This is a genomic window from Lysobacter sp. K5869 (genome assembly GCF_018847975.1).
Taxonomy (GTDB): domain Bacteria; phylum Pseudomonadota; class Gammaproteobacteria; order Xanthomonadales; family Xanthomonadaceae; genus Lysobacter.
In genome coordinates this window covers 4,004,087-4,024,334 of sequence record NZ_CP072597.1, presented here as the reverse complement: position 1 = coordinate 4,024,334, position 20,248 = coordinate 4,004,087, and the positions used below count along the sequence as shown (strand labels likewise).

The following is a 20,248-nucleotide window of genomic DNA, read 5'->3' as shown; positions in this document are numbered from 1 at the left end:
CATGAACGTATCGGACAAACCTCCCGCGGGAGGTCAAGCGTCGTCGCATATCTCCGTTTCCGATCTGGAAGCCGCACGGCTGCCGGCCGATGCCGAGCGCCTCGCTACCACGATCGTGGCCGCCCAGGTGCGTGCGCTGTTCGCCGATGCGCACGGCGAATGCGCGCCCACCGAACGCTTCGCCATGCTGCGCCCCGCGCACCGTCGCTGGCTCGATGCCTGTCTGCGTCATCTGGAAACGTATCGACTCGTCGCCTTCGATCCGCTCACGGAGCGTCGCTGTTTTCTCATCGACGAAGCCGTCGAAGCGCTGTGGCCGCGTTGGGACGCGGCGATGCCGGGCTGGTGCGAGAACGCCAACCATCGCGCCTATCTGGGCTTGATCGAAGCCTGCCTGCGCAAGCTGCCCGACATCCTGACAGGAGCCTTGCCCGCCACCGACGTGGTGTTTCCCGAGTCTTCGATGCACTTGGTCGAGGGCATCTACAAGCACAACCTGATCGCCGACCACTTCAATCGCGTGCTCGGCGACACCCTGCGCGCGGAGGTCGCCGCCAAGGCAGCGCGCGGCGAGCGCGGCCTGCGATTGCTCGAAATCGGCGCGGGCACCGGCGGAACCACCGCGGGGCTGCTGCCGATGTTGCGCGGTTTCGGCGACCTGATCGAAGAGTACTGCTACACCGACCTGTCCAAGGCCTTCCTGCTGCACGCGCGGGAGGTCTACGAGCCGGAATTCCCGGCGCTGCGCACCGCGATCTTCGATGTGGGCAAGCCGCTTTCGGCGCAGTCGGTCGAGGGCAACCGCTACGACGCGGTGATCGCGACCAACGTGCTGCACGCCACGTCCGACATGCGCGAGACGGTGCGCAACGCCAAGGCGCTGCTGAAGCGCGGGGGCATGCTGCTGATCAACGAGCTCAGCGCATGGTCGTGGCAGACGCACTTCACGTTCGGCCTGCTCGACGGATGGTGGCTGTACGAGGACGAGAAGCTGCGCCTGAGCGGCAGCCCGTGCTTGTCGCCGGAGCAGTGGAAACGGCTGCTGAAAGCGGAGCGTTTCCTCGATATCCGCTTTCCGGCTCACGCAGATCATGGGCTCGGCCAACTGGTGCTGGCGGCGAGAAGCGATGGCGTCGTTCGCCAGCGTCTGCTGTCGCCGGCCGGGCCCGCGACGGCGGCGCTTCGCGAGAGCGCACCGGCCGCCGCGTCGTCGGCGCTCGAGACGGCTTCCGCGATCGCGACGTCCGTGCCCGCGGCGACTTCCGCGCCGGCCGGCGCCAGTGCGCTGATCGCCTCCGACGATGCCGCATTGCGCGCGGCCTGTGCGCTGCTGTTCCGGGAGACGATCGCGGGCGCGCTTCGCATGGACGCGGGCGAGATCGAAACCCACAAGCCCTTGGAACACTACGGGCTGGACAGCATTCTGGTCGTGCAGCTGACCACGCGCTTCCGCAAGCTTTTCCCGGACACGCGCAGCACGCTGTTCTTCGAAGTGCACAGCATCGACGGTCTGGTCGACTTTTTCCTGGAACACGATCGGGAAGCCGTCGTGCGCGCGGCGTCCGCGCGCGTGGCTACGGTGCCGGTGTCCGCTGAGTCTGCGCTCGCATCCATGCCCGCGCCGGCCGTATCGGCGCCTGTCGCGCCGGCTCCGGGCAAGGCGCCGGATCGCGGCGACCGCCGACGGCCGGCGCTGCGCAGCGACGCGCCGCGGCCCGTAGCGGATGCAATGCCTTCCGTCGACGCACCCGCGCAGCCCGCGGCGCGCTTCGATGTCGCCGTCATCGGCGTAAGCGGCCGCTATCCGCAGGCACCCGATCTCGAATCGTTCTGGGACAACCTGGCGTCAGGGCGCAGCTGCGCGAGCGAAGTGCCCGCCGAGCGTTGGCGCTGGCAGGACTACTACGATGCAGGGGAAGGCGCGCCCGGAACAATTTTCACCCGCTGGGGCGGCTTCCTCGACGACATCGACAAGTTCGATCCGTTGTTCTTCCGGATCGCGCCGAAGGAAGCGAAGAAGATCGATCCGCAGGAACGCCTGTTCCTGGAAACCAGCTATCACGCGATCGAGGACAGCGGCTACACGCCCGCGACGCTCGCTGCGGGCGGCAAGGTCGGCGTGTTCGTCGGCGCGATGAATTCGCGCTACACCGCGCAGCCGCTGTTCTACTCGATCGCGAACCGGGTCTCGTTCCTGTTCGATTTCTGCGGCCCTTCGCTCGCGGTGGACAGCGCCTGTTCTTCGTCGCTCACCGCGATCCATCTCGCCTTGGACAGCCTGTACAGCGGCATGTGCGAGGCCGCGATCGCCGGCGGCGTCAGTCTGATCGTCGATCCGCAGCACATGGCGGAACTCACCGCGCTCGGAATGCTCTCGCAGGGGGCGCAGTGCCGCTCCTTCGGCCGCAACGCCGACGGCTTCGTCGATGCCGAGGGCGTCGGCGCGGTGGTGCTCAAGCCGCTGGACCGGGCCCTGCGCGACGGGGACACGATCTACGCGGTGATCAAGGGCAGCGCGCTGAACGCCGGCGGCCGCACCCACGGCTACACGGTGCCCAACCCGGCCGCGCAGGCGGAGGTGGTGGCATCCGCGTTGGCTCGCGCCGGCGTCGATTCCGCCGAAGTGAGCTACCTCGAGGCCCACGGCACCGGCACCGCGCTCGGCGATCCGATCGAAGTCGCCGGCCTGACCAAGGCGTTCCGAGCCGGCCGCCGCACGCCTTCCGATGCCGGCGCGCCGCGCCAGCACTGCGCCATCGGCTCGTTGAAATCCAATATCGGTCATTGCGAGTCGGCCGCCGGCATCGCGGCCCTGACCAAGGTGTTGTTGCAGTTCCGGCATGAGCAACTGGTGCCGACCCTGCACGCGGACGAAGTCAACGACGAGATCGATTTCTCGAAGACGCCGTTCCACCTGCAGCGCATGCTGGCACCCTGGCTCCGGCCGGTACTGGGCGAAGCCGGCGCGGCTCGCGAAGTTCCGCGCATCGCCGGCATCTCGTCCTTCGGCGCCGGCGGGGCCAACGCGCATCTGGTGTTGCAGGAGCCGCCGTCGGCGCCGGCCGATACCGACGCTCTCTCGCAGCGCGACAACGACGGCGCTTGCTTGGTGCCTTTGTCGGCGCGCACACCCGAGCAGTTGCATCGAAAGGTCGAGCGCCTGCTCGCCTTCTTGCAGCGCGATTCCGGCGACATCGCCCTGCGCGACATCGCCTACACCCTGCAGGTCGGGCGCGAGGCGATGGGCGAACGCATCGCCTTCGTCGCCAGTTCGTTGGACGACCTGCGCCGTCAAATGCAGGCGCTGTCGCCGGCCGCGCATTCCGGCTCCGGGCCGCATCGGGGCGATGTGCGCGCGCACAAGGAATTCCTCGCGGCCTGCAACGCCGATCCCGCGTTCGGCGAACGCCGCGACGGCTGGCTGATCCAGCGCGATTGGGCGCGGATCGCGGAGCACTGGGTCAAGGGCGTCGAAATCGACTGGGCGCGGCTGCATGCTGGTGCGCGCCCCAGGCGCATCCCGCTGCCGACTTATCCGTTCGCGCGCGATCGCCACTGGGTCGAGCCGCAACGCACGCTGGGCAGTGCCCGGACGGCCGCGGCGGCTCATCCGCTGTTGCAGCGCAATACTTCGACCCTGCGCGGTCCGGCCTACAGCGTCGTGTTGAAGGGCGATGAGCGCTTCTTGATCGACAACGCCGACGGCCGGCGGCGCTTGCCTGCGCTGCTTTGCCTGGAAATGGCGCGTGCGGCGATCGCGTCGGCGTATCCCGACGATGTGGCCGCGCGCGAATTGCGCTTCGAGAATGTGGTTGTCGACGATGCGATCGTCGTCGACGCCGGCTGCGAACTGCACATCGCGCTGCTGCCCGACACCGACGATGCCCTGGATTTCGAGATCTACACGACTCGAAGCGGCGTCGAGCGCGTGCATTGCCAAGGCCGCGCGTCGTTCGCAGCGCCTGACGCGCACGCACAGATCGACCTACCTGCTCTGGCCGCACGCCTTGCGCGCGGCGTTCCGGTCACTGCCGCTCAAGACCGGCTGGCAACGCTCGGCATGCCCGGCCTGCGCGCGCATCGCCTCGCGCGCACGGGTCGCGAGGTTCTGCTCGAGTTCGCCGCCGAAACAGCCGGCGCCGAGCCGTGGACTCTGCCGCCCGAAGCGCTCGCATCCGTGCCGCTCGCCGCGGCTTGGCTGTTGGACGAACTCGGACAAACGCCCGCTGCGCCGTCCGATGTCGCGTTGCGCGCGGTGCGGACGGTGCGCCTGTGGTCTGGCGGCGATCGGCCTGCCTATCTCGTCCTCAGCCATCGGAACGACGATTACGCGCGCTTCGACGTCGCGCTGTACGACGCGCATGGCAAGCCCTGCCTGCGCGCGGACGGCCTGCATCTGGAATGGATCAGCGCGTTCGACGACGCGCCGGCCCAGCCGCCGGAGCGGAGCGGGGCGCTACGGGAGGGTGCGGCCCAAGCCGCCGCGACCGCTTCCGCGGAAATCGCCGCGCCGACGCTGGCCTTGTCCGCGTCCGGGTCGCGCATCGCCTTCCTACCGCCCGAGACGTCTTCGGGGACGCACGCGCGCGCCGGCGCGGTCGCGGCCAAGCCCAACGCCATGCGATTGCGCGAGGTCGGCCAGATCGATGCCGTGCCGGCAGCATCGCCGACCGCCGCATCCCGGGTCGCGTTGCTGTCGCCGGACGCCGATAACGGTGCGGGCGCGTCGACGGCTTGCGTGGAATTGCGCGGACATGGCGGCGGCGTGTTCTCCATCGAACTACTGCAAGCCGCGCTCGATAACGCGGTCGTCGCGCAAACGCTGCGGGCGCTCGAACATCTGCGCGAGCGCGACGATACCCGTCTGGTGCTGTTCGTCGGCGCCGAAACCGAGCTCCTGCATGCCAGCCCCGATGGTCTCGACGACGCCGTCGCGGCCGGGCTGTATCGCGCCGTGGTCGAGTTTCCGTTGCCGACCGTCGCGGTGCTGGGCGCGGGCGCCGACGGCCCCGGCTTCCTGCTCGGCGCGCTTTGCGATTTCATGATCTGCGCGCACGAATCGCGCTACGGCTTTTCCGATGCCCGGAACGGCGCGCAACCCACCGCCGCGGAAGCGGAGCTGCTGGCGGCGCGCTTCGGTGAGGCCTGGGCGCAGGATCTGATCTACGTCAGCGGCGCTCTGAGCGGGCGTGAGCTGGTGCGGAAGGGCTGGACCGTTCCTGTCGTCGCGCGCGACCGCACGATGGCCGCGGCGCTGGCGCTCGCCGAGCGCATCGCGACCAAGCCACGGGATTCGCTGCACCTGCTGAAGACGCACATGGCCGAGGTGTTGCGGGACGGCGTGTCGCGTCTGAGTTCGCACGACGACAGGGCGACCGCGAACGCGTCCGATGCGCCGCTTTCCGCGACGCTACCCGCGACATTGCCGCAGGCGCGGCCGGCCATCGCGGTCGAGCGCCTGTCCGATGCGACCGTTTCGGTGCGCTTCGCGGGCAGCGCCGCCGACACCGCCCCGGCCGACTCGCTGCGCGATCTGCGCGCGACGCTGGCCGAACTGGCACAGCGCGCCGGCGGTGCTTCGGTCGTACTGCGCAGCGATCTCGACGGGTTCCTGCCCGACATCGGCGACGCCGCCGAAGCGCAGCGGGTCGATGCCGAACTGGCGGCGCTTCAGCTGGTTTTGTGCGAATACCCGTCGCCGGTCGTCGTCGCCTTCGAAGGCGATGCCGGCGGCGCCGGCTGGCTGCTGGGATTGAGCGCGGACGCTTGCGTCCACGCCGAACATGGGCGCTATTCGATCGACTCGCTTTGGCGCCATCCATCGCTGTTGCGCCGCGCGGCGGCGTTGTTCGACCACCGCTTGGGCGCCAATCGCGCGAAGCGTTGTCTGTTCGAGCCGGCGGCGGTCGTCGGGGCCGAATTGGCGTCCGCGGCGGCGGTCGTGAGCGGCGATGCCGCCGAGGTGCTGGCGCAGGCATCAGCGCTGGCGGCTGCGTTTCCGTTGCGCGATCCCGCGCTGCGCGCGCGTCGCCGCGCCGCTGTTCTGGCCCGGCTTGCGGACGCGTTCGCCGTATGGGAGGCGGCCGAGTGCGACGCCGACCGGATCGCGGCGCGGCGGCCCATGCCCGAATTCCCCGCCATCGAGACCGAGTTGCGCGACAACGGTGTGCTGATCGTGCGCATGGTCGATCGCGAGGCGAAGAACATGTTCTCGCCCGCGTTGGTCCGCGGGCTGGAGGAAGTTTTCGCTCACATCGAAGCCGCGGGCGGTTACCGCGCCGTCGTGCTCTGCGGTTACGACACCTATTTCGCTTGCGGCGGCACCCGCGACAGCCTGCTTGCGATCCAGCAGGGCAGCGCCAAGTTCACCGACACGAAGATCTACCAGCTGCCGATGAGTTGCAGCGTGCCGGTCGTAGCCGCCATGCAGGGGCACGCCATCGGCGGCGGCTGGACCTTGGGCATGTTCGCCGATCTGTGCGTGTTCAGCGCCGAAAGCCGCTACATCAGCCCCTACATGCAATACGGCTTCACGCCGGGCGCGGGAGCGACGCTGATCTTCCCGGCCACGCTCGGCCCCGATCTCGCCCGCGAGACGCTGTTCGCCGCGGTCGAGCAAAGCGGCAGCGAACTGCGCGCCAGAGGATTGCCGCACGCCTGCATCCCACGCGAAGAGGTGCTGCCCCATGCGCTGGCGCTGGCCGACGCGATCGCGATGCGTGCGCCGGCCGACGTGCGCGCGCTGAAGCGGTATTTCGCCGCCCCCGGTCTGGCCGCGGTCGAGGACACCTACGCGCGCGAACTGGCGATGCATGCGCAGAGTTTCGTCGGCAAGACGCACGCGCTCGACGGCGTGATCCGCCATTTCCACTCCGAAGACGCCGCCGTTCCTGTGTCGGCCACGGCGCACAAGACCGCGGCGCCGCAGCAGATCGCGCAGGCCCTCAAGGACCTGCTCGCGACCGAGCTGCAGATGGACGCGGCCCAGATCGACGAGGACACGCAGTTCGTCGACCTCGGCCTGGATTCGATCACCGGCGTGACCTGGGTCCGCAAGATCAACGCCGCTTACGGCACCCGGATCGAGGCGACCAAGGTCTATAGCCATCCGACGCTGCGCCAGTTCCGCGATTTCGTCGTCGAGCGCATCGCGGGGGCGGGCGCCGTAGCGCTGCAGGTCGTCGCCGATGCCGCCGCGCTGGCTCCCGTCACCGCGGAAACCGCGCTGTCGCCGATCGCAGCACCGACGACGGCCGTGGCGACACAGTCCGTCGCGATGGATGCCGCAGCTGCGCAGGAAGATCTTTCCATCGCGCTGCGGCACTTGCTCGCGCACGAACTGCACATGCCCGAGGACGAGATCGATGCGCACCGGCAGTTCGTCGATCTCGGCCTGGATTCGATCACCGGGGTGACCTGGGTCCGCAAGATCAACGCCGCTTATAGCACCCGCATCGAAGCGACCAAGGTCTACAGCCATCCGACTCTGGCCGAGTTCGCGCGCTTCCTCGCCGGCCTGCTGCCCGCGCGCCCGACGCAGCCGTCCTCGGTGCCGACGCGACCCGTCGATGCCGGACCGCTCGCCGGCCGCGCGCGCCCGGCCGCGCGCTCGACCCACACCCTGGCCTCGTGGCGGAACAAGGCCGCGCGGCCGGGCAGGGACGGCAACGCCATCGCCATCATCGGCATGGCCGGTCAGTTCCCGCGCGCCGGCGACCTCGACGCGTTCTGGCGCAACATCGCCGGCGGCAAGGACTGCATCGACATCGTGCCGCCGCAGCGCTGGGACATCGAACGCTACTTCAGCGAAGACATCTCGATTCCCGGCACCACCAACAGCCGCTGGATGGGCGTGTTGGAGGACTGCGACGCGTTCGATCCGCTGTTCTTCAACATCTCGCCGGCCGAAGCCGAGAGCATGGACCCGCAGCAGCGGCTGATGCTGCAGAGCTGCTGGCACGCGATCGAGAACGCCGCCATCGACCCGCGCAGCCTGTCGGGCAGCCGCTGCGGCGTGTTCGTCGGCTGCGGCGCGACCGACTACCACCAACGTTCGCGCGAACATCAGCTCAGCAGCCAGGGCTTCACCGGCGCGGCGATGTCGATCCTCGCCGCGCGCATCGCGTATTTCCTGAATCTGCAGGGGCCGTGCCTGTCGATCGACACCGCGTGCTCGTCCTCGCTGGTCGCGATCGCCAACGCTTGCGACAGTCTGGCCGCGAACAACTGCGACCTCGCGCTCGCCGGCGGCGTGGCGGTGATGGCGGGGCCGACGATGCACGTCAAGACCGGCCAGTCCGGTATGCTGTCGGTCGACGGCCGATGTTACGCGTTCGATCATCGCGCGAACGGCTTCGTGCCCGGCGAAGGCGTGGGAGCGCTGATGCTCAAGCGCCTCGCCGACGCCGAGCGCGACGGCGACATCGTCCACGCGGTGATCCGCGGCTGGGGCGTCAACCAAGACGGCAAGACCAACGGCATCACCGCGCCGAACCCGGTATCGCAGACGCGCCTGATGCGCGCCGTCTACGACCGCTTCGGAATCGACCCCGAAGACATCCAACTGATCGAAGCGCACGGCACCGGCACCAAGCTCGGCGATCCGATCGAAGTGGAAGGCCTGACCCAGGCCTTCCGCCACTACACCGACAAGACCGGCTACTGCGCGTTGGGCTCGGTCAAGGGCAACATCGGCCACAGCCTCTACGCGGCCGGCGTCGCCGGCGCGCTCAAGCTGGCGCTGGCGCTCAAGCATCGCCAACTTCCGCCGGCGGCGAGCTTCGAGCGTCTCAACCCGCACATCGATCTGTCCGGCAGCCCGTTCGTGGTCAACACCGCGCTGAAGCCGTGGCCCGAGAACGCGAAGGGCGGGCGCTCGGCGGTGGTCAGTTCCTTCGGTTTCAGCGGCACCAATGCGCATTTGGTGCTGGAAGCTGCGCCAGAACGCGCCCCGCGCCCCGCCATGGGACGCGAAGTCGCGGCACGGCCGGCGTTTATTCCGCTGTCGGCCCGAACCATCGAGCAATTGCGGCAGCGCGCGCAGTCGCTGGCGGATTTTCTGGCCGCGCGCATCGCCGACGACGCGCAGATCGCATTGCACGACATCGCCTACACGCTGCAGGTGGGCAGGGAACCGATGGAAGAGCGCTGCGCGCTGATCGCGCATTCGCCGGCCGAACTCGAAGCGCGGCTGCGCGCGTTCGCCGCGGAGCGGGCCTCCGCGGACGTGCACCTCGGCAACGGCCTGTCGCGCGGCGGAAAACTGGCCTTCATCGGCCAGGACCCCGATCTGAAGGCCGCGCTGATCGATACCTGTCTGCGCGACAACAAGCTCGACAAGCTCGCGGAGCTGTGGGTCGACGGTCTCGATCTTCCGTGGGCGAAACTCCACTCGGCCGATGCCGGCGGCGCGCCGCGACGCGTCGAACTGCCGCTGTATCCGTTCGCACGGGAACGCTATTGGCTGGAAGACGACGCCTCAGCGGCGCAGCGCAGCGAAGGCGCGGCGCCGAAGCTCCATCCGCTGCTGCACGTCAACGCGTCGACCCTGCGCCAGCAACGCTATCGGTCCACGTTCGACGGCAGCGAGAACTTCCTGAGCGATCACCGCGTGCGGTTGGGCGAGGGGCGGGTCGCGCCGGTGCTTCCCGGCGTCGCGTACCTGGAAATGGCGGCGGCGGCGATCGCCGATGCGTTGCCGGACGCCTTCGCGGATGCGGCGCCGGCTCACGCCGCGTCGCCCGCGCGATTGACGCTGCGCGATGTGGTCTGGTGGCAGCCGATCGTGGTGGACGGGCCGATGGCCGTCGAGATCGAACTCGGCGTCGAGGACGGCGGCGCGATCGCTTTCCAGGTCGCGAGCGGTTCGGGCGACGGTCGCGTCCTCCACTGTCAGGGCGAAGCGTGCTTCGTCGACGCGGCCGGCGAGCGCATGGCGGACGCCGGGCTGCTCGCATCCGCGCAGCGCGGCGAGCGATGGAACGGCGATGAGATCTACGCCGCCTTCGCCGGGATGGGACTGCATTACGGTCCTGCGCATCGCGGCATCCGCGCGATTTCGCGGGTGGGCGACAAGCGGGTGGCGGAGCTCGCGCTGCCCGTCGTCGCCGGCGACGCCTACCGCATGCCTCCCGGGATCATGGACTCCGCGTTGCAGGCGTGCATCGGCTTTTTGCCGTCGCTGCAGACGCTTCCGCAAACACCGTCGGTGCCGTTCACGCTGCGCTCGTTGACGCTGCACGCACCGTGTCCGGCGCAAGTCGCCGTCGTATTGACACCTGCGATGGGCAACATCGACGGCAGCGGTGAAGCCGCAGCCGTGGACAGCTGCGATGTTTCCATCTTCGGCACGGACGGTGCGCTTTGCATCGACATCCGCGGCTTCGGCTGGCGGCCGGTGGATGGTTCCAGGGGCGCGAGCGGTTCGGATCGGGCCGAAGATTTTGATGGCGCGGGGAGCCTTGATGCCAAGGAACTTCCCGACGACGCACGCAGGTTGAATGAGGCGGAGATGTTCGACGAAACCTTCTATCGGGAGCTGCTGGACAGCATTTCCAGAAAAGACGTGTCCGCCGAAGACGCCGTCGAACTCGGGTTGCCGTCATGAAGGATTCGCTGCTGTCCATCTACCGCGCGGTCGCCGAAGGCCGGCTCTCGCAGGCCGAAGCGCTGATCCGGATCAAGGCCTTGAAACGGCAAGCGCCCGACGCCGGGCAGGGCGTGCTGCTCGCGACGCCCGAATGGGTCGCGGCGTCGGCGACGGCAGTCCCGGCGCAACCCGTGGACAGGATATTCGTCTGGGGCATCGATCCGGCGGCGACCGAGTCGCTGGCGGCGATGCATGGGAGCGCGCGTATCGAAGCGTTCGCGCCTCCCGCGGACGTCGCTGCCGAGGATCGGATCTTTTCCGATGCGGCGCTGCAGGCGCTCGCGGCGATCCAATCGATGCTGACGCAGTCGCAGAGCGTTCGCGCGCTGGTGATCGTCGCCGATATGACGGCGGTCGATGAAGAGGCCGTCGGTGAAGCGGTCGCCTGCGGCTTCGACGCCATGTTCAGAACGGCGATGGAGGAAACTCCGGCCCTGACCGCGCGCGTGATCAGAGTCCCGGCCGACATCGGGGCCGTCGAATTGCAGCAACTCGTGCAGGCCGAGTCGCGCGCCGAAGTACCGCGCGGCGCGGCCGTCCGCCATGTGCGCGACGCCGGCGGCCTGCGCCGCGAAGTCTTGCGATGGCGCGTGCTGGAGCAGCCTCTCGAACGCCAAACGCAGGCTCCGGCGCCGGTGGCGTTCAAGGAAGGCGGCTGCTATCTGATCACCGGCGGCGGTGGCGGCATCGGCCTGCAGTTCGCGCGCGAGATCGTCGCGCAGTGCCGCTCCGCGCATATCGTGCTGGCCGGACGCTCCACGCTCGCGCCCGAAGCGCACCGCGCGCTGGATGCGCTGGCGACGCCGCTGCATCGGATCGAATACGCCGCACTCGACGTAAGCGATCGCAGCGCGGTCGACACGCTCGTGGCCCGTTTGCGGGAACAGGACCAGCCGCTGCGCGGCATCCTTCACTGCGCGGGCATCCTCCGCGACGGTTTCATTCTGCGCAAATCACCGTCGACGTTCGCCTCGGTGCTCGCGCCGAAGGTCGCGGGATTAGCGAATCTCGATCTCGCGACCCGCGACTTGCCGCTGGATTTCATCCTGCTGTGTTCGTCCTTCGCGGCTTGCTGGGGCATCGTCGGTCAGGTCGACTACGCCGCGGCGAACGCGTTCATGGACGCATTCGCGGCGCGCCGCAACCGTCTGGCGGCGCGGGGCGAACGCCATGGCCGCACGTTGTCGGTGAATTGGCCGTTGTGGCAGGACGGCGGGATGAGCATGGACGCCGCGACCCGCGAGCGACTGCTCGACCACACCGGCATGCGTCCGCTGTCCACCGCCGCTGCGATGCGCGCGACATACCGCGGCCTCGCGCTCGCCTGCGAGCGTGTACTGGTGATGGAAGGCGAACTGCCGGCGATGCGGGCGCTGCTCGAAACTACGGATTCCGCACCCGGTTCCGCGGCGCCGAGCGCGCGCGACAGCGCGGCCGGCCGCGTCGCCGACGCAACGCCGGTGGGCATGGACGAGGCCCTGCGCGAGAAAGCGCTGGACTACCTCTGCCGTCAGTTCTCGCAGGTGCTGAAGATTCCCGCCGGCCGGTTGCGGCCGCAGGCGCCGCTGGAGCAGTACGGCATCGATTCGATTCTGGCGATGAAGCTGGTGACGCACCTGGAAACCCTCTTCGGCCGATTGCCGAAGACGCTGGCGTTCGAGTACCAGACCATCGCGCAACTCAACGACTATTTCTGCACGACGCATGCGGAGCGCTTGATTTCGCTGTTGTCGCCGTCCGCGGCGCCCGCGAGCGCCGCGACGGAGTTGCCCGCGATCACCGCAGCCGCGACGGCTGAGGGATCGCGCGTACCCGGAAAGCGCATCGGCACGATGCGCCGGACGTCCGAGGCGATCCCGTCCAAACCGTCCGCCGAGGCGCAGCCCGTCGCGTCCCTACCGCGAAGCGACGCCGCTATCCCGACGGTGCGCACCGACACGCCGTCCATCGACGGCGAGCCGATCCTCAGCCCATACGCCCGCACGGAAAGCATCGCCATCGTCGGCATCAGCGGCCGCTATCCGGACGCCTGGGATCTCGACGAGTACTGGCGCAACCTATCGCAGGGCGTGGACTGCATCCGCGAAATTCCCGCCGACCGCTGGCGCTGGCAGGACTACTACCGCGACCCCGCCGGCGGCGAAACTCTGGCCGCCGGACAACACAGCAGCCGCTGGGGTGGATTCATCCAGGGCGCCGACGAATTCGACCCTCGCTTCTTCAGCATCACGCCGCGCGACGCCGAACAGATCGACCCGCAGGAGCGGCTGTTCCTGCAACACGCGTGGATGGCGGTCGAGGATGCGGGCTATACCCGCGCCGCGCTGCAGGCCTGCCGCGGCGGCCAGGTCGGCGTTTACGCCGGCGTGATGTACGGCGAATACAACCGCTCCGGCAGTCTCGCCAGCATCGCCAATCGGGTGTCGTACGCGCTCAACCTGCACGGGCCGAGCATGACGCTCGACACCATGTGCTCGTCCTCGCTGACCGCGATCCATCTCGCTTGCCAGGATCTGAAGCTGGGCCGAACCGACATGGCGCTGGCCGGTGGCGTCAACCTGAGTCTGCATCCCGGCAAGTACGGGATGCTCAGCGCCAATCAATTCATTTCCAGCGACGGCCATTGTCAGAGTTTCGGCGAAGGCGGCGACGGCTACATTCCCGGCGAAGGCGTGGGCGTGGTGGTGCTGAAGCGTCTGTCCGACGCCGAGCGCGACGGCGATGCGATCCACGCGGTGATCCGCGGCAGCGCGTTGAACCACGGCGGCAAGACCAACGGCTACACGGTGCCGAATCCGCAGGCGCAGGCCGCGGTGATCGCCGATGCGCTCAAGGACGCGGGCGTCGATGCACGCGAGATCAGCTACATCGAAGCGCACGGAACCGGCACCAAGTTGGGCGATCCCATAGAGATCGCGGCGCTTGCTAAGGCTTTCCGCGAACATACCGAGGACACGAGGTTCTGCCTGATCGGTTCGGCGAAGTCGAACATCGGCCACTGCGAATCGGCGGCGGGCATCGCCGGGCTGAGCAAAGTCGTCCTGCAGATGCGCCATCGTCAGATCGCGCCGTCGCTGCACTCGCAGCGGCTGAATCCCAACATCGATTTCGCGGCGACCCCGTTCGAGGTCAATCAGCGTCTGCGGCCGTGGAACGCGCCGGTGATCGATGGCCGGCCAGCGCCGTTGATCGCGGGTCTTTCCTCGTTCGGCGCCGGCGGCGGCAACGCCCATCTGATCGTGGAAGCCTATGCCGGCGCGTCCCGCACAGGCCGCGACGAACCATCCGTTTCGGGCGCACCCTGCGCTGTGCTGCTGTCGGCGCGCACCTTGCCGCAGCTGCGACAAAAGGCCGCCGATCTGAAGGCGTTCGTCGAGGCCGATGCCGGCGTCGATCCGCATAGTCTGGCCTACACCCTGCAGCTCGGGCGCGAAGCGATGGAAGAGCGCTTGGCCATGCGTGTGGGTTCGCGCGACGAACTGATCGATAGGCTCGCGGTGTTCCTCGCCGAGGAGAACCCCGAGGACGGCGCGCTCGCGGACGATCTCTACTATGCGCAGTCGCGCCGCCATCGCGAGAGCATCGCGCTGTTCACCGTCGACCGGGATCTGCAGGCCAGCGTCGACGGCTGGTTCGTCGCCGGCAAGATTTCGCGTCTGCTCGATGTCTGGACCAAGGGCCTCGACCTCGACTGGTCGAAACTGCACGGCGCGCCGCTGCCGGCGCGGATGCATCTGCCGGTCTATCCGTTCGCGCGCGAGCGCTATCGGCGCGAGGAGTCGACGGACGCGCCCGCCGGCGCGACGACGGCGCAGGCGATCCATTCGCTGGTCCACCGCAACGCATCCAAACCGGGGCGGCAGCGCTATCTCAGCCTGTTCCGCGCGGGCGATCCGCGGATCGCGGGCCTCAGGCTTCAGGGGCGCGCGATACTTTCGCGCGGTCTGCAGCTCGAAGCGGCCCGGGCCGCGCTCGCCGACGGGCTGGGCATGCTTGACGACGGCCTGCTCGAACAGGGCAGGGCATGGGACTTGCGCGACGTGCGTTTCGGCGCGCCGCGGGCGATGCCGGCGACGCTTGAGCTCGAGATCGCGGTGCTGGCGTCGGGCCAAGGGCGTCGTCCCGAACCGGAGACCGCGGCGTTCGAGTTGTCTGCGACCGCCGATGACGAGGTGTTCTGTCAAGGGTTCGTCGAAGCTCATGCCGATGCACCCGCGCCGACGCTCGACATCGACGCGCTGTTGCGCGGCGCCTCGACGCTGTTCCCCGACCGAGCCGCGATGATCTGTGCGCAGCGTGCGATAGGGCTCGAAGCTGATGCGCCTTGCGCGACCGTCGCGACGGTACAGCGCGCTGCGAATGGACTGTGGCTCACGTTCGAGGCATCAGCCCCGTCTCAGACCGCGTTCGCGGATTGCGTGATCGATCCGCCCGCCATCGACGCGGCGATGCTCGCCGCGCAGTGGCTGGATCCCGCGCCCGACCTGCCGTACCTGCCCGCGGGCTTTGCGCGGATGCGCGCGCATCCCGGTCGCGGCCGCCCGCGGCACGCGTGGATCCGCGCGCACGCTGCGCCGCGACGCGATGGCGTCCCGTGTGTCGATATTTCCCTATGTAGCGACGATGGCGCGGTTTGTATCGAATTCACCGCGCTGACGTTGCTGCCCGCCCTGGCGGCCGTCGCGATTCCTGTGGAACTGGCTCCGGAACCGGAGCCCGTACAGGCCACGCCGGCCACGCGCACGCCGGATCGCCGGTTCGAAACCCACGCATCGCACCACGACCACGCCTCGCGCCCTGTCGTCGATGCAGCGGCCACATCGTCCGAGGCCACGTTGCATAAACCCGGCGCGATCGCGCTGGCATCGCCCGCGCTGGTCGCCGAGATCGCGACGACGACGCCCGAAAAACCTTTGTTGTCGCTTTCGATCCAAGGCGCCGAGAAGGGCGATCAGCGCGATGGTCAGACCCTTGGCGACGAGACGTCTTCTGCCTCGGTGGTACTGCGCGATCGCGGCGACGGCATCTTCGCGCTGCATCTGCATGCCTCCGCGGACGTGCTGGATCCCGCGCTCGTCGATGCGCTGGGACAGGCGCTGGCGCATGCGGCCGCGCTGCCGTCGCTGAAGGCGCTGCTGATCGAAAGCGACGAGCGCATCTTCCTGCGCGACGGCGGAGCGGCCCTCGACCGCGGGGCAACGAACTCGCTCCTGCGCGCCTTGGCCGCGTTTCCCGCGCCGACGCTGGCCGTGCTCCGCGGGCAGGCCTCGGGCGTTGGTTTCCGGCTCGCCTGCGCCTGCGACCTCGTCATCGCGGTCGACGAGCAGCACTACGGTTTCTCCGCGTCGGATGAAGGCCCGATCCCCGCCGACGCCACGCAGCGCGAATGGCTCGCCGCGCGCTTCGGCGAACCGCTGGCATCGCAGTTGGCGAACCGCGAGCGTCCGCTCAGCGGCCGCGAACTGCAAGCGGCCGGGTGGGGCGCGACCGTGGTGCCGCGCGAAGAGGTAGCGGCCGCGGTGGATGCGTTCTGCACCCACCTGTCCGACAAATCCGCGGACGCGCTGCGGCTGCTGAAAGAACATCTGGCCCGCGAGTTCGATACCGGTTTCGCCGCGGCCATCGCATCGCCCGCGGCGGGCGACGCGCCGCTGCAGTCGCTGCTGGAGTTAGCGAGCAGCGGCCCCGCCGCGGCGACCGTTGCGGCCGTAGCCGATCGACCGAGCGACATCGCGGTGGAAGCGGGCGCGCTGACTCTGGCCTCGTCCGTAGTCCACGCCAGCGTCGACGCCGAAGGCGTGGTGCTGGTGCGTCTGGAAGACCGCGACGCGCGCAACATGTTCTCCGATGCGGTGATCGCCGGCCTGCAGGAAGTGTTCGACCGCATCGCGGCGGCGCCCGGGTACAAGGCCGTCGTGCTCACCGGCTACGACACCTATTTTTCTTCCGGCGGCACCCGCGACGGACTGAAAGCGATCCAGGAAGGCAAGGTCCGCTTCACCGATCAGGACGTGTTCCAACTGCCGATGCGCTGCCCGTTGCCGGTCATCGCCGCGATGCAGGGCCACGGCATCGGCGCCGGCTGGACCTTGGGCCTGTTTTGCGATGACGTACTGTTCAGTGAGGAAAGCCGTTACGTCAGCCCGTACATGAATTTTGGGTTCACGCCGGGCGCGGGCGCCACCGGCATCCTGCCGGCGCGGCTGGGTTTCGATCTGGCCCGCGACAGCTTGTTCACCGGGCGCGAAATCGCCGGCGCGGAACTGGCGCGCCGCAATCCGCTGCTGACCGTGCTGCCGCGCGACCGCGTGCTGGACGAAGCGCTGGCGCTCGCGCGCAGCGTCGCCCGGCACTCGCGCGCCGATCTGATGGCGTGGAAGGCCGCGCGCATCGCGCCGCAGTTCGACGCCTGGCAGGCGCTGTTCGCGCGCGAAGTCGCGATGCACGAAACCACCCTGGTGGGGCAGGCCGACGCGCTGCGCCGCATCGAGCAGCGGTTCGCTTCGTCGCAGGCGGAAGCGGCCGCAGCGGGAGCAGCCGCGCCGATAGACGCCGCGCCGCGTCGCGCGTCCGCCATGGCGGGCGGGGACATCCTGCCGGTGATCCGCCGCCTATTGGCAGAAGAATTACGCGCGGACGAGGCCGAGATCGATGCGGTCGCGCCGTTCGTCGATCTGGGCCTGGATTCGATCTCCAGCGTCACCTGGATCCGCAAAATCAACGCGCACTTCGGGCTGGAAATCGAAGCGACCCAGGTCTATCGCTATCCGAACCTGCGCGCGCTCGCCAAGCACATCGGCGAGCTGGAATCGACCGATGCGCAGGCCGCCAAGACCGTGGGTGCGGTCCTCGCCGATTCCGCGGTGGCGCCGACGACGGCCGCGCAGGATGCCCAGCCGCAGCGTGCGGGCTTGGCGACGGTCTCCATTGCCTCAACGATGCCTGTATCCGCATCCGCTCCGGGCATTGACCTCGGCGCCGTGCGCCGCACGCTCATCGACCTGCTGGCGCAGGAGCTGCGGCAGGCGTCCGACAGCATCGACGCCGATCGCAGCTTCGTCGAATTGGGACTGGACTCGATTTCAGGCGTCACCTGGGTGCGCGCGGTCAATCGGCGTTACGACATCGCCATCGAGGCGACCCGTGTCTACGCCCATCCGACCGTCGAACAGTTCGCCCGTCTGGTGCGCGACACGCTCGTCCAGCGCGCCGCGGCCGAAGCGCCCGCCGCTGTCGTCGCACGCGCCCCGGCGCCCTCCGCGCCGCCGCAGGCCGTTGCGAACACCGCGTTCGGCGATTCCATCGCGCCGTCCGTCTGGCCCGCGCTCGCGTCGTGGTGCGGCAAGGACGCGGTCGCAGCGGCGCCGCCGACGGCCGCCGCGTTCGGTATGCATGCCACCGAAATCGCCGTCATCGGCATGGCCGGCCGCTTCCCGATGGCGAAGGACGTCGACCGCTTCTGGGACAACATCGCCAACGGCCGCAACTGCATCAGCGAAATTCCCGCATCGCGCTGGGATACCCGCGACTACTACGTCGAAGGGCAGCCCGGACTCGGCCAGAGCAACTCGAAGTGGATGGGCGTGCTGGAAGGCCACGACCGCTTCGACCCGCTGTTCTTCGGCCTGTCGCCGCTCGAAGCCGAAGCCATGGACCCGCAGCAGCGCCTCTTCCTGCAGTGCTGCTGGCACGGCATGGAGAACGCGGGCTACACCGCGGAACGCTTGTCCGGCAGCCGCTGCGGCGTGTTCGTCGGCTGCGCCCACGGCGACTACAACCAGCTGTCGCGCGAGCAGCAGATCAACGCGCTCGGATTCACCGGCGGCGCCACCTCGATCCTGGCGGCGCGCGTGTCGTATTTCATGAATCTGCAAGGCCCGTGCGTGTCGATCGACACCGCGTGCTCGTCGTCGCTGGTCGCGATCGCCTCGGCCTGCGACAGCCTGATCACCGGTGCCTCGGACATCGCGCTCGCCGGCGGCGTGTACGTGATGGCCAACGCCGACATGTTCCTGAAGACCGCGCACGCGGGCATGCTCTCGCCCGACGGCCGCTGCTACACCTTCGATCAACGCGCGAACGGCTTCGTGCCGGGCGAAAGCGTCGGCGTGGTCATGCTCAAGCGCCTGGCCGACGCCGAACGCGACGGCGACAACATTCTCGGCGTCGTGCGCGGCTGGGGCGTGAATCAGGACGGACGCACCAACGGCATCACCGCGCCGAACGCGGAATCGCAGCAGCGCCTGATTCGCGACGTCTACGACCGCTTCGGCATCGATCCCGGCCGCATCGAACTGATCGAGGCGCACGGCACCGGCACCAAGCTCGGCGATCCGATCGAAGTCGACGGGCTGAAGTCGGCGTTCCGAGCGGCGACCGACCGCCGCCAGTACTGCGCGATCGGCTCGGTGAAGACCAACATCGGCCACTGCCTGACCGCGGCCGGCGTGTCCGGCTTCATCAAGCTGCTGCTGGCGCTGAAGCACCGCACGCTGCCGCCCAGCGCCAACTTCGAAACGCCCAACGAACACCTCGATCTCGACGCGAGCCCGTTCTTCGTCAACACCGTCGCGCGCGACTGGTCTTCGCCCGATGGCGCCGCGCGCCACGCGGCGATCAGCAGCTTCGGCTTCAGCGGCACCAATGCCCACTTGGTGATCGCCGAACACGTGCCGCCTGTCGCGCGCGCCGCGACTGTCGCGAGCGAGCCACCGATGCCGCGTGAGGCCGGCTTGGTCGTGCCGCTGTCGGCGCGCACGCCAGAGCAACTGCTGCGCAAGGCGGTAGACCTGCGCGACGTTCTGCGGGCGGGTTCGGCGAGCGATCCCGCGTACGATCTGGCCGCGATGGTACACAGCCTGCAACGGCATCGCGACGCGATGGAGGAGCGGCTGAGCTTCGTCGCGCACAGCGTCGAGGACGTGATCGCCGCGTTGAGCGCCTACATCGACGCCGCGGCCGCGAACCGGCCGCTTCCGCGCGGCGTTCTCGCCGCGCACGTGCGGCAGGGACGCGAAAGCGTGCGTCTGCTCAACGAAGACGCCGCGATGGCGGCGCTGGTCGTCGACAAGTGCATCGCCGACGGCAACACCCAGAAGCTCTGCGAACTGTGGGTGAAGGGGCTGGAACTGGACTGGCGCAGGCTGCACGGCGCGGATGCGCCGGCGATGGTCGCGTTGCCGCCGTATCCGTTCGCCGAGGACGCGTACTGGATCGCGCCGGGCGCCAGCCTTGCTGCGCCGGTGCCTGGCCGCAGCGGCGAAGCAACCCGACATTTGCATCCGCTGCTGCAGGAGCAGGTCGCCGATCTGGGCGAGCAGGGCTACCGGCAGGCGGCTCACGCGCTCGACGCCGACGCGGACAGCGCGCGGCGGACCGAGCGGATCCATCTGCCGACCTACGCGTTCGCGCGCATGCACTGCTGGCTTCCGTCGGAAGACAAGGCGCGCGCGGTCGCCGGTCCGGCGACGGTCGCACCGCCGACGCCCGGCCAGTACTTGCACAACCTGGACATCATCGCCGGGCTTTTCACGGAACTGGAAGAAGACACGATGAGCGCCGCGGACGTAGCGGCGCGGGTGAAGCAACTGGCCTGAGGCG

At 69.0% G+C, this 20,248-nt stretch carries 2 protein-coding genes; both read left to right on the top strand.

What is annotated here, in order from left to right:
* Position 1 precedes the first annotated feature (1 nt).
* Positions 2-10,606, top strand: a complete 10,605-nt coding sequence (locus J5226_RS17160) for a beta-ketoacyl synthase N-terminal-like domain-containing protein (protein WP_215835642.1) — start codon at positions 2-4, stop codon at positions 10,604-10,606.
* On the top strand, positions 10,603-20,244 hold the full coding sequence (locus J5226_RS17155; RefSeq protein WP_215835641.1) for an SDR family NAD(P)-dependent oxidoreductase: 9,642 nt from the start codon (positions 10,603-10,605) through the stop codon (positions 20,242-20,244). The genes J5226_RS17160 and J5226_RS17155 overlap by 4 nt, the downstream gene beginning before the upstream one ends.
* The last annotated feature ends 4 nt before the right edge of the window (positions 20,245-20,248 follow it).